This window comes from Candidatus Poribacteria bacterium, from assembly GCA_021295715.1.
In the GTDB taxonomy this organism is placed as follows: domain Bacteria; phylum Poribacteria; class WGA-4E; order WGA-4E; family WGA-3G; genus WGA-3G.
Genome location: JAGWBV010000030.1, coordinates 87,974 through 100,872 on the forward strand (window position 1 = coordinate 87,974; position 12,899 = coordinate 100,872).

Below are 12,899 nucleotides of genomic sequence, written 5' to 3' on the forward strand. Positions count from 1 at the left end.
CAGCAGGAAATAGCGGAGAGATAGACATCAGATGTTCAAGCCGAGTTGACTGCTCAGTTCCATCAAGCGTTTATTAATTCCGGTCTTATCAATCCGATTGCCCTCTATAAATTCTTGGTATGGCGGTAACAGTCCGTCTGGGATCATGATCCGGGAATTCGCCTCTCGTAACGCTAACAATCCCATGAAAAGCTGCATTTCCGGCGAGTAGTCGGGTATGAAGTCATCCAACGCCTGACGGAGTTCGGCTTCGGTGAAGGGGTCGCGCCCGTCGAGTTTTGCGATGTTACTCGCGCGTTGGACAATCAAGAACAGGTCCCGCCACGTCAATCCATCTGTTTCTGAATCTCCGACAAGTGCCCGGAAGTTAAGTTGATCGGTGGCTTGTCCTTGACAAAATATCTTTAAAATTTCCATCCTACCTTCAGCAGTTGGGGGTAGCATGATTAATTTGGTATCGAAGATACCATATCGTCGAAAGATCTGCGGCATCAAGTCGGGACGGCATGAGGTGCCGACCCATATCACTCTCCCGTGCAAAGATGGATCGCTAATAGCGTTTATGAGGTTCTGCGGAAATGTCTGCTGTTCTTCGGGATTCATTGGGGTATACGGTGGCACTTGTTCAATCTCATCCATAAAGACAACCGTCGGTGAAATACCGCGGATGAAATTGATAGCGGCATTAAGATTCCGTTCGTAGGTGTTTCCATTCTCATTGATATTTATTGTTATCTCGCCGACCTGATTAGCATAGCGGAGTTGGACGAGGGTCATGTTCGTCTCACCAGCGAGTACCTTTGCAGCGTAAGCCTTGCTGGTCCCTGGCGGCCCGAGTAAAAGAATGCCTCGTGGCACGCGTCGCAAGTCCCGATGTCTCATACCATTCGCTATATCCCAAATTGCCCTCATGACGTACCAACCCTCGTCAGAAGGACCCCTTTCAGTTTCCACCAGTTCAAGGACTCCGTGGCTGAAAGTCTTAATGCTCTCACGTCGGTATCTCACAAGCGGTTCACCGCCCATCTTCTGTCGTGCAGACTCTGCCTGTTTCACAACATCGTGAATGCCGAAGAGGTTCAGTCCTACTGTCTCGCGGGCGAGGGACTCTCTGTCATGCTCGTTTCCAAGGCTTGCCCGCATTTGAGACGGCGGATCTGAGATGGTATGGAGATATTCAATGAAATGGAGACGTTGATCGTAGTCTGGAAATGGAACTTCTATCAGCGGAATCTCCGGATTTACAGTGAGATTTGAATGGATATCAAATGTGTTATGAGTGAGGAGCAGAATGATATGTTTGCGTCTGCGAATTTCTAAATCGGATGCCCAATTCTGCATCTGGTTGAAAAAGCGTTGTAAAACATCGTTAGAGGCACTGCTCAACGAAGGATCGTTTGGTGCAAGTTGCTCCAGAAAATTAATAACCAAGCCAATCCGCGCTCTGTCTTGCCGTAAAAGATGGTTCAATCTCTCTTGCAATTCCTCTGAGGGGGCGGGGTCTGTCTGCATGACCGGATCTTCATGAGGTTTATCGAATGCCAAAGTGGCATTAATTCTTCGGCGTGCGACCAGCGGATCTACCTCTTGCGCATCGAGATTTGCGTCTTCAACTTCCCGAAAACGCCGAAGCGTCTGAAGCCATGTTGCTATGCTCTGGAAATGAAAAGCACCGGTTTTCTCATATTTCGGGACAACCCCCAGCATTTTTTGGGTCGCTCGCCACCGCCCAATATTAGGTAAATGAATGCCTTGTGATGTGTTATATCCCATGACGAGTTCACAACCTAAAACGTTGAGCTGCTCCATGAGATATTCATGGGTAGGCAAGTAGCCGTAGACCTCATCATATAGCAGGTCCTGGACGTTAAAGTGGAGGAGAAATTGGTGTGCAGACCCAGCATCGCAGTGTCTTTTTATCTGTTCCCAAAACATTTTTTAATTTTACCTTGCGGAGAAATGATATGATTTTGAGCCTTTGATGCCCATTTCTTAAATCCGCCTGTGTCGTTGTTGCAGGCTACCTTTGAGTTTTCAGGATTTTTGATTTTACCTTGCAGGGAAATTGAGTGGGTTTCAAATTTGATAGTTTTTTCTTAAATCTAAAAAAATACCGGATATGGGCTGGGGATAGACCATATCCATTCCTTGTATTACATTGCAAAAACCCCTCCACTTCGTTACGGGCTAAGGAGTTTTATCATCAAAAGAGGAAGGCGCGCGTGGGAGGCGCGCCTACGATGTTTTTAGTGAGCAGTTTTGATGCCGCCCCAAGTGGTGGCTAATTTCGCGCGAGGATCAACAGACACATCTAAGTCTTGTGCACTAAGGATTTCGTCAGCACTCAAAGCACGGTTCCAGAGAGAGACCTCGTCTATGATGCCCGCGAAAACATAATTGAGACGTTCACAATCTTGTCCGATCCGCCACGGATCGTCGTTAGCATTCAGTTCACCCGGCACTTCACCATCCACAACGGCTTCAGCGTTGATGTAGATTGTTGCTGTTTCGCCATCGTTGGTAAAAGCAACGTGAACCCACTCGCCTGTCGGTGGAAGATCGGTTGTGATGTCGGCTCTACCGCTTCCGGTTTCAAAACGAAGTTTGAAAACCCCACCTTCGCTGAATAGACCGTATTGCGTTCTACCCGCACACCCACCGTGAACGGATTTACCAACAATCTGACGCGTGCCATTCCAGTGGTCGGCGTTAATCCATGCTGCAAACGAACACTCGTTCACGTTCAAGACATCCGTGCTTTCAACAGTAACGAACACGTCGCTGCCGTCGCCACCAAACTGAAGAGCCTTTCCACTGTATCCGTCTACCCAATCTGGGTTAGAAATTTCACCATCGTGTCCGTTACCGCTCGTGTCTCCAGCGAGTGTGCCTTCTCCTTCATCGTAAGAGTGATGTAGGACAAGCCCATCTGTGAGAGCTGCCGAGACGAATGGTGTGAATAGCATTGTCAGTGCTACCGAGAGAGACACAATCCCATAGAATGAGAATCTGCCAGTCAATATTGCGTTCTTCATATTTTGCCTCCTATCAAAAAATATAAGACATTATAACAGGTTTTCGTGATTCTGTCAAAGGAAAAAAATTGTGTGTCCGTTTTTGTCTTGACGACCGAACGAAATCCTGCTAAAGTGAAGCGTAGGCAGTTATGGCGGTGGCTCTAATTATAATTCAGATTCCTTTGGCGAACCTTCTTAAACATAAGCCAAATCGCATAGCCCGTAATGAAATGGAGGGCGGATACTGACGAAGGAACGTCAAGTACCCATCTCACGTTGTTTAACCGCAAGGTAAATTAAGAATATGAGAAAAACACGGGGCGATTTAACCCGAGGGAGTCTCCTAAGACACCTGCTACGGCTGTCAGGACCGATCATACTCAGCTACATGCTGCAAGAGGCATTCAACATCGTCGACATGATCTTCGTTGGAAGGCTCGGTGCTGGCGCGATAGCGGCTGTCGGGGTGAGCGGAAACTTAATCCGATTAATCGGGGTTTTCTCGCTTGGCATTTCAACAGGAACCGGGATTATGGTGGCGCAGTATCTCGGAGCGAGGAACCTCGCACAAGCTGAACACATCGCCCTGCAGTCAATCCTGTTAGCTGTGTTTTTTTCTATCGGTGTCACCTTCGTCGGTTACCCCTTAGCTGAGCAAGGGTTACTCGCCGTCAGAATGGTAGATCCAGAGGTGCTCAGGCTCGGCACCACTTACATGCATATCATTCTCGCCGGTATTAGTACAATGTTCGTGTCGATGACGCTCGGTTCCATCTTTCGCGCCGGTGGCGACACAATCACCCCGATGGTGGTGCTGATTTTCGCAACACTGATTAACATTGTGCTTGATCCGTTACTGATCTTCGGTTTATGGGGATTTCCAAAACTCGGAGTCGCAGGTTCGGCGTATGCGACGCTTATCGGGCGCGGCGCGAGCGTATTTATCCTACTTTATCTCTGTTGGAGTGGACGCGCCCCTGTTTCATTTCGGAGTGTTCGGTATCAGGTAGATTTCGTGGAGATGCTTGACATTTTAAGACTCGGCGTTTACAGTTCTATGCAAGGGTTTTGGCGGCATATTTCGCGACTCGGTTTCCTGTGGGTCATCGGACCTTACGGAAAGACCGTCGTTGCGGCATATACGATTTGTATGCGGCTTCGGATCCTCGTAATGAATCCCGGCTTCGGCATTGCAAACGCTGTTGTTCCCTTAGTCGGACAGAATTTAGGGGCGAATCAGATAGAACGCGCTGAGAGCTCAACACGAGTAGCGAACCTTTTAGGTGCTGCAATCATGGCAGTCATCGGTGCTGTTTTCTTCCTTTTCCCAGAGACATTCATCCGGATTTTCACACCGGAAACGGGTGTTATTGAGATCGGTATCACTTATCTACGATTTCTGTCTCCGACGTTCGGATTCATCGCCTTTTCGCTCATCTTAGGAAGAGCACTCAACGGTGCCGGAGATACGTTCTCTCCGATGGTGATTACGCTCGCCGCACAGGTCGTCATCGGTTTGGGACTCGTGATTCTACTTTCACACTTCATCGGTCTTAATGGCGTTTGGTCAGGCATCGCCCTCTCAAACGTTGTGCAAGGCATCGCAATGTGGTTTTGGTACAGTACCGGAAGATGGAAGGGAATAAAAATTGTTAAAAAGAAACCAAAAGTAGCGTAGGACAGTAAATATATCCTACAAAAAATTCAGGAGGAGTTGGCGAATGATGGACACCTATAAGGGTTACGTAAATCCACAATTGGTTATCTCTGCTGAGGAATTGAAAGGCACACTCGGCGATCAAATATTTTGCATCGTTGATACACGACCGACGTATGAATACATCCGCGGACACATCCCGGGGGCACTTCATTTGGATTTGTTCGGTTTAAGCCTTATTGATACTCGGAAAGAGACGTTCGATGCCTTTATGTGGATGATAGCATACCTCTTTCAGCAACGCGGTCTTGATCCGAGTAAACCGATTGTATGGTATGAAGACATATCGGGAACGCGCGCCTCGCGCGGGTTCTGGTTCTGCGAATACTTAGGGCATCCCGAAACCCGTCTGTTAGATGGTGGTTTCAAGGCGTGGCTGTCAGCAGATGGACCTATTAGTACAGCAGGGGCTGAACCCCCCGAGGTCCCACCTTTTCCGATAAATGCGCAACACGATATACACATGGATGCTGATGTGATCCGTGTCCTGTTAAACCGGAGCGACTTTGTTCCGCTTGATACACGCACTGACGATGAACACTACGGTAGGGTTGCCCGTGCAGAACGTGCAGGTGCTATTCCGGGTTCTATCCACATTGAATGGCTCAATAATCTTGACGAAGCGGGGGCATTCAAATCTGCTGATGAACTCAGAGAGATGTATGAAGCCGTCGGTATTACACCGGAAAAACAGGTTATGTGCTACTGACAGGGAGGCTACCGCTCTTCCCAAGCCTATTTGGCATTGCGGCTCTTGGGGTATCCAAAAGTCAGCAACTATATAGGCTCATGGAAAGAGTGGGGTGACCGGCTGGATCTGCCGGTCGAAATTCCTCAAGCTTAGTGTTTACAACGCGCGGCGCGTGTTTATCACTTTAGCGACTTCAACCGGGCATTCATGCGGTAGATAATGCCCGGCGCTGGGTATCCATACCCACTGAATATTCGGATTGGACGGAATGCACAACTTCTGCTCAGTTAAATCATTTCGTCCCAGACTCCCAAAAACTTCACAGATAGGGATGCGTGCCTGCTCCAGGTAGGCGTAGGCATCGGAATTTTTGACAGATTCCCAAAAACCGTGCCAAATTTCAGATTTAAAGCGATTTCGCGTCTCTTTTGCTTTCTCCTGAATCTCGGCAATAGTGGACTGAGACAGTGAACCGTAAAACCGTCCGGTATCGAAAGCACTCCCTGCAGCTGAAAGGCGCGTCCATCCCTCCAGCAGCACAAGTCCAACAACACACGATGAGCGTCTGGCGACTTCCATTGCTACCATACCCCCCAGACTGTGACCAACGATCATCCATTCTTGAATTCCCAAATGGTCTACAAGGTCCAACACATCATTAGCAAGACAGCCTAATGTAAACGGTTTTGTTGGCACAGAACTCCGTCCATGTCCACGAAAATCGAGAGCGATGCAACGCTGCTCACACGGTAATTTTTTAATCACCCGTGTCCAATCCGATGCGTCACATCCAGTCCCGTGTAAGAAGAGCAGTGGCTGTCCCAATCCTCCTGAATCAAAGTAAGCCATCTCTCCCCAACAGGTTGCAATTGTTGCCATAGCAGTGTGTCCTGACGAAGGATGGTACTTACTGTTCTACGTCGTTAAATTCCAAATCCGCGCAGCTGTTCCGCCGAGAATCTCATCTTTATTATTATCTGTCAAGGATGGAAGTCCTTCGCGAATGAGTTGGAGTTCCTGCGCTAAAGAGGGCCAGTTGTGTTTTTGTCTGTGATGACCGGGATAGCCTGTCCCCCACACCGTCCGCTCTGCACCGAAAACCGATAGCAACTTCTCAATAAACGGATGCACGTCTGCATAAGGAAACGCTTGCTGCGAACGTCCAGCGACATCCGATAGTTTCAAGTGGACGTTGTCGTAACGTGCCAGTTCCACGATGGGTTGAAACGCCGCTTCCTCGGCATCTATCTGTGGGTACCCCATGTGATCAAGAATAAGTTTCAGATGGGGATATCGTTGTGCAATAACGGCGACCTGATCAGCGAACTCAGCGCGTAGATGAAATTGGATGATGGCATCCAACGCTGCGATCTCTTCCCACATCGGTCCATTCTGTTCAGTTAGCAAAATCTTTTCGTCGGGGTAGTACATCGGATGGAAACGGAAACCTACCAAACCCCGTTCTTTTATCCAGTAGCGAACTTGTTCGGCATTGTTCGGGTCTTGTGGATCGATTAAGCCGTGTCCAATAAACCGATCAGGAAAACGCGCTACCGAATCCGCAATGTAGCCATTATCCCAAGTGGACCAACTCGTCTGCACAAGGACTGTCCAATCTACGTCGTGCGCGTCCATCTCTGCTAAGAGTTCGTCGGCAGTACCAGGTTCATCTGGATAAGAATTCCAAGTCGGCGCAGTGGGACCGACAGGATACTTCGGTGGATCGATTTCCCAGATATGGACATGGGTATCTACAATCATGGGAGACTCCTTAACGTACTCCGTTTAGAATAGAAACTGAGCGTCCACTGTTTCTCCAGCACCTAACGTTGCACCAGATGGAATCGTGATTAAGCCGTTTGCCAAAACGAGTGAATGCAGAATACCTGAACCTTGTGGACCCGTCGTTTCAGCGGTGTAATGTCCGTTAGATTCTTTAAGAATTGCGCGCATATAATTAACACGTCCATCTCTATTGGTAACAGGTTCTGCCAAAGTGGCTTTGAAGGTCGGACGCAATAGTTCTGTATGCCCCGACATTTTGAGGAGCGCAGGGCGCACGAAAAGTTCAAATACGACGAGTGAAGAGACTGGATTGCCGGGCAATCCAAAAATAGGTTTTCCGTCCGAAATGCCGTAAGCCTGTGGTTTTCCGGGCTTCATCGCGACGCGCCAAAAGTTAACTTCACCTAATCTCTCCAATACACTTTTCACAAAGTCATGCTCCCCTACCGAAACACCACCACTTGTAATCAAAGCATCCGACTTCGCGAGTGCCGCCCGAAAGATACGCTCTATTTCTGCTTCATCGTCAGGAGCAATACCCATATCAATCGGTATGCCTCCCGCTTCCTCGACCTGTGCATAGAGACCATAGCGGTTACTTTCTCGAATTTTTCCCGGTTCAAGTGGTTCGCCGAGTAGCAGGAGTTCATCACCTGTTGAAACAATCGCAACAGTGGGCTTACGATAGACTGTAACCTCTGGACGATTAAGAGAGGCGAGCATTGAAACTTCCGGCGGACGTAGGTATTTCCCTTTTCCCATGACCTGCTGTCCGTCTGGAACACTCTCGCCCGTGAAACGGACGTTTCCAGTTTTATCAATACCCTCAAAAATCTTGACGTTATTCCCGTCCCGCTGAGTCACCTCTTGCATCACAACTGCATCGGCACCTTCAGGCATCATCGCACCGGTCATGATACGGGATGCTTGTCCGGTTGCAACCTGTTTTGTTGGTGCATATCCTGCGGCAATTGTCTCAATGATTGTGAGAACCGCAGGCTTCGTTTCCGAAGCGTTTTGAACATCTGCTGCGCGAACCGCATACCCATCCATTGCTGAATTGTCGAACGGAGGAATGTTTTCTTCGGCATGTAGTGCCTCTGCGAGAACGTAGCCCGCGCAACTTAGAATTTCCCGCTTTTCCGTTGGTAAAACCGGAATGGTATTTAGCATCTGTTGGCGGGCTTCTTCAACACTTAGCATTTAATTTTGTCTCCTTTGCATAATCTCATATCCAATATCATAAAGCATCATGCCGATAAGTGCAAGCCCATCTTTTCATGAGCATTGGTTTTCGATTTGGGACGGTTGTATAGAATAAGTCGGGAATCGGAGTTCCCTTCTACAGGAGAAATGAATGCCTCTGCCCTCTTTTTCAAGTTTATTTGACATTGACAGAATCGTATGATATAATTTATCGCAAGTTTTTTGGCAATTTTACTTTCAATAATAACGCAGACATAGATTATGAGAAACGGCATGGTTTTCCTCAACACATTAATATTTCGGCGTGGTTTAAAGACCTGCATTTTAATAAGTTTATGTTGTTATGTCGCGCTGCTGGGTGTCATCGCACTCACGCACGATCATACCGAGCACGATCATACCGAGCACGATCATTCAGCGGAAACCTGTACAGCCTGTTTCTACATCAGTCAACACGTTGGAGAGGAAATCGAGTTCTTTCCACTCATCTCTCCGTTCTTTCCGTGTGCGACACTTCCGCTTTATGAAACCGTTTTTCTTCCCTTAAGACTTACCACAAACACGCGCAGTCGTGCCCCACCTGTATTCTCGATTGGTTTTCAGTTTTCAGTAGTTAAGGTTTTCGTTTAACAAAACCCCCTTGTAACCGACAGCCGATAACTGACAACGGATAACTAATTTATATTCCTATCTTGTCCAAAGGGTGTGGGAGGACCTACACTCGTCTTCCCTTTGCACGCTCCTGCTTTGCAAAAATGGCTCTGTATGAACGGTATCTCTTTCGGGAACCTATGGGATCCCTATTGCCTAAAAATACATGAGCTACCACGGCATGCTAACGCGTGTTTTACACCGTTCGCGTGCATGCCATCTGTTAAGAGCAATTTACTTTACAAAGTAATACGGGCTTTAAAGAGTCCGCGCGCGGCTTTTTCTGCCGTGTGCTATCCTACAAATAAATTGGAGAATACAATGTTTACGTATGTTTTTGGATACGACTTTTCGGTCGTTATTTCTCGATTAATGTTACTGAGTTTTGTTGCTACCCTTCCTTTTATGGGCGGGTGTGGTGAAGATGACAACCCGATTGTTGATGATCAGGATCATGAAGAAGAAGAGGCGCAGCTTCATGCCGATGCCGACGGCTTTGCTTTAGAAGTCGATGGGGCAGAGGTCTATCGTCAGTTTCAAGGCACCGATAGCGGCGGTCTCACCGTTGGCGTTGGTGCAGAGATTGAGGTCCATGTCGTATTTCTTGATGCCACCGGTGCCGAATTCCATGTCGGTGAGGAAGAGGAAGAGGAAGACGAACATGGTCATGATGAAGAGGAAGCCTTCAGTTTAGGCTTGTCGGATTACGATTCCTCCATTATTGAGATCCATCTGGAAGAGGAAGAAGACGAGCACGCTGAAGATGAACACGGAGACGAAGAACACGCCGAAGAAGAGTTAGGGTTTGGACTCGTTGGTCTGAAAGCTGGAACAACGAAAATCAAACTCCAACTGCTTCACGGGGGTCATCCAGATTTCACAGCGGCACTTCTGATACCGGTCACCGTCCAATAAAGGGGGATGTCCATGTTGGGCATTTATATGGGACGTACGCAGTCCCCTTGTAGGTGTCGTTCAAAACCGCACCTACCGCGTGGGGGTATGCGGAAGTCTGCGATTTCGCGTAAGTTCTGTTATAGTGGTTTGCCGAGGCCTTATCGGATAGGGACACTTTTTAAGGGTGTCTGTCTATTTATGTTGGTGTTCGGAGCGGTAAGTCTGCCCTACTGTTATGGAGGGGGACAAAGTGCTCAAAACCCACTGCATCCCTTAGAAGGCGAAGTTACCGAAGAACGGAGTCATGCCCGACTCGATGGGGTTACAGTCCGTATTAAGGGACTTGAGGAAAGCGTTCTGACCGATGCAAATGGTCGGTTTAAGTTTGACGCAGTACCCGAAGGACAGCAGACGCTTCAGTTGCTGAAAGTCGGTTATCAACGGTTTGAACAGGTAGTTGATGTCAATGCCTCCACTTCTTATCTCAAGATTGAGCTGGAGGCATTGCCGTTTCAACTGAACACCATCAGCGTCTACGGTTCAAATCGCTCCCTTTCACAGTTTGAGGAAACCACCGACGTAGCATTGGATGAGGCGGAACTCCAAAGACGGTTAGGTATGACCTTGGCGAACACATTGGCAAATGAGACCGGCATTTCACAACGAACGATGGGACGGGCAATCGCTCGTCCTGTTATTCGTGGATTGGGTGGTGACAGACTGCTCATTCTGGAAAACGGCGAACGGACAGGTGATAAATCCGCTTCCAGTGCCGACCATGCTGTATCGATTGATCCGACGACCGCTGAAGGTGTTGAAATTACGCGGGGTCCTGCATCGCTCATTTACGGCTCAAGTACGTTGGGCGGTGTTATTAACGTCAAAAACAATAATATACCGCAAGTATTACCGAGACGGCTTGATATGCACCTAACGTTCCAAGGGGAATCTGTAAACTCAGGTTTGACCGGAACAACAGGTTTTACGTTCCCAATAGGTGATTTTGCGGGAAATATAGAGTGGAATCGCCGCCTTGCATCTGACATACAAACGCCGGTGGGTGTCCTCAAAAACACTTCCCTTTCAAACGTCAGTTTTTCAGGCGGCACCTCGCTGATTAAGCCGTGGGGTTTCATCGGTGCATCTGGAAGCAGGTATCGTTCAGATTACGGCGTTCCCGGTTCTCCAGAAGGACATATTAGCGGCGTTAACATCGCACTCGACAAGCAACGGTATGAAGGGCAGATGGAGTACCGCTTCAATACAACACTGCTTGAAAAGGTAAAACTCCAGACTGCCTATACGCGTTATCAGCATCAAGAGTTGGAGTCAAATGGGCTGCTTGGTGTCGAATTCGGTCTGTTAACCTATAACGTCTCAGCGATGGCGCACGTGTTAGACAATGCCGTCGCAGGCGTTTGGGGGGAATACCGAGACCATGCTACAGGCGGGTTTTATTGGACACCACACACCCGTGAGTTCGCGTTGGCGGGATTTTATCTGAACCAGCGTAACTTCGACAAACTCACCTTACAAGGTGCTATCCGCTACGACATTAGGCGTTCCGAACCGTTTCGATCTGGTACAGTTATCCGAGCCGGAACCGTCCAACGCCGCGATTTCAACGGTTTTTCCGGGGCTACGTCCGGAATTTATCATTGGACGGATAGGTTAAGCACCGGGGCGACCCTGATGAAAACATTTCGCGCACCGGGGATCGAGGAACTTTTCAGCGATGGACCCCACCTTGCTGTCTATTCCTATGAGGTTGGCAATGCAGAACTGGAACCTGAAAACGGATATGGCACTGAACTCTTCGTCAAATACGCAGAAGACACGTTCAGACTCAATCTCACGCTTTTCAGGAATCAGATACAGAACTACCTCATTCCGACGAACAGCGGCGAAAAGGAGTGGGGCAGCGGAGCCGCGGGATGGTTGTGGATTTATCAATACATGGGACATGATGTTGTGATGGATGGGGCTGAAATCCAGATAGGGGGTGAGGTCTTCTCACGGGTCCATCTTCAGCTGAATATGAGTTACGTCAACGGAACGATTCAAACTGATAGACGACCGCTGGAACGTATCCCACCCCTCAACGGTAAATTCGTCATCAGTTACACACCTACCCCGTTGCATTTGCATATCACGACTCGCTTTTCAGGCAGCCAAACCCGACTCGGTGAATTTGAGGAACCGACAGATGGCTATCTCGTCTATGATATCGGCGGTTATCTCAATTTTTCGTGGTGGCAACTTGAGAACATGGTGGTTTTTGAAATTGAAAACCTCCTTGATACAGCGTACCGCGAACATTTGTCCCGTATCAAAGCGGTAATGCCGGAACCCGGACGGAACGTGAAGTTTTTGTATAAGCTTAATTTTTGAAACTGTAGGACGGGGACGATAATTTCTATCATCCCGCCCCGTCCTCGATTTTCTAAGGAGATAAATTGAAAAGACATTTTAACCAAGAATTGGTGGATACGACTGGCGCGTGTCTCTCTGTCGCATGCGCAGTCCATTGCCTCGCGATGCCGCTTTTAGTGGCAGTTTTGCCTTTGATTGGGTTGGGTTTCTTTGCCACTGAGCGTGCTGAATTAGTCCTTATCAGTGGCGCAATTGCCCTGGCAATCGGGAGTTTAGCGTGGGGTGTTCGACACCACCGGCGATGGCGAGCGTTGTTGATATTGATAGTAGCAGTAGTATTCATCGCCACCGCTCGAACAGCGGTTGAAGGCACTTTTGAAGCGGTCTTCTACAGTATCGGTGGGATTTTACTCGCCTCCGCACACCTCGTAAATCGGTACCTATCTGAGACCTGTCCAGCCTGCGAGCCGGAAGGTGTATAAAATTATGCAGAGAATATACATTTCAGTGTGTTTCATAGGTATACTGGTATGGTCTGGCTGTGATCCGAAGGGACAACCGA

At 48.4% G+C, this 12,899-nt stretch carries 11 protein-coding genes; 6 read left to right on the plus strand and 5 right to left on the minus strand.

Annotated features, from left to right (window positions below; translation table 11 throughout):
- Positions 1 to 27: 27 nt before the first annotated feature.
- Positions 28 to 1,935 carry an AAA family ATPase gene (locus tag J4G07_09675; GenBank protein ID MCE2414262.1) on the minus strand — a complete coding sequence of 636 codons (1,908 nt, stop codon included), beginning with the start codon at positions 1,933 to 1,935 and terminating at the stop codon, positions 28 to 30.
- A gap of 311 nt (positions 1,936 to 2,246) precedes the next feature.
- Positions 2,247 to 3,035 (minus strand): LamG domain-containing protein, encoded by a 789-nt coding sequence (locus J4G07_09680; GenBank protein ID MCE2414263.1) that lies wholly within the window; start codon positions 3,033 to 3,035, stop codon positions 2,247 to 2,249.
- A 286-nt stretch (positions 3,036 to 3,321) separates the two neighbouring features.
- Between J4G07_09680 and J4G07_09685 the strand changes: the two genes are divergently transcribed.
- Positions 3,322 to 4,695, plus strand: coding sequence for an MATE family efflux transporter (locus J4G07_09685; GenBank protein MCE2414264.1), 1,374 nt, complete (start codon positions 3,322 to 3,324; stop codon positions 4,693 to 4,695).
- Between the two features lie 43 nt (positions 4,696 to 4,738).
- Positions 4,739 to 5,443: a hypothetical protein gene (locus tag J4G07_09690; GenBank protein ID MCE2414265.1), complete on the plus strand. Its 705-nt coding sequence runs from the start codon at positions 4,739 to 4,741 to the stop codon at positions 5,441 to 5,443.
- A gap of 138 nt (positions 5,444 to 5,581) precedes the next feature.
- Here the strand turns inward: J4G07_09690 and J4G07_09695 are convergent, their stop codons facing one another.
- From J4G07_09695 to J4G07_09705, 3 genes are read right to left on the minus strand one after another with little or no spacing between them, the layout of a single operon-like run.
- Positions 5,582 to 6,304 carry an alpha/beta hydrolase gene (locus tag J4G07_09695; GenBank protein MCE2414266.1) on the minus strand — a complete coding sequence of 241 codons (723 nt, stop codon included), beginning with the start codon at positions 6,302 to 6,304 and terminating at the stop codon, positions 5,582 to 5,584.
- Positions 6,305 to 6,340: 36 nt separating this feature from the next.
- The gene (locus tag J4G07_09700; GenBank protein MCE2414267.1) at positions 6,341 to 7,186 is read right to left on the minus strand and encodes an amidohydrolase family protein; all 846 of its coding nucleotides are present in this window, start codon (positions 7,184 to 7,186) and stop codon (positions 6,341 to 6,343) included.
- Positions 7,187 to 7,210: 24 nt separating this feature from the next.
- The gene (locus tag J4G07_09705) at positions 7,211 to 8,413 is read right to left on the minus strand and encodes a molybdopterin molybdotransferase MoeA (GenBank protein ID MCE2414268.1); all 1,203 of its coding nucleotides are present in this window, start codon (positions 8,411 to 8,413) and stop codon (positions 7,211 to 7,213) included.
- 264 nt (positions 8,414 to 8,677) lie between these two features.
- Between J4G07_09705 and J4G07_09710 the strand changes: the two genes are divergently transcribed.
- From J4G07_09710 to J4G07_09725, 4 genes are all read left to right on the plus strand, one after another.
- Positions 8,678 to 9,046 carry a hypothetical protein gene (locus tag J4G07_09710; protein ID MCE2414269.1) on the plus strand — a complete coding sequence of 123 codons (369 nt, stop codon included), beginning with the start codon at positions 8,678 to 8,680 and terminating at the stop codon, positions 9,044 to 9,046.
- 342 nt (positions 9,047 to 9,388) lie between these two features.
- Entirely contained in the window at positions 9,389 to 9,982 is a 594-nt protein-coding gene (locus tag J4G07_09715; GenBank protein MCE2414270.1) for a hypothetical protein, read from the plus strand.
- A gap of 12 nt (positions 9,983 to 9,994) precedes the next feature.
- Positions 9,995 to 12,355 (plus strand): TonB-dependent receptor, encoded by a 2,361-nt coding sequence (locus J4G07_09720; protein ID MCE2414271.1) that lies wholly within the window; start codon positions 9,995 to 9,997, stop codon positions 12,353 to 12,355.
- 65 nt (positions 12,356 to 12,420) lie between these two features.
- Positions 12,421 to 12,819 carry a MerC domain-containing protein gene (locus tag J4G07_09725; GenBank protein ID MCE2414272.1) on the plus strand — a complete coding sequence of 133 codons (399 nt, stop codon included), beginning with the start codon at positions 12,421 to 12,423 and terminating at the stop codon, positions 12,817 to 12,819.
- Positions 12,820 to 12,899: the final 80 nt, after the last annotated feature.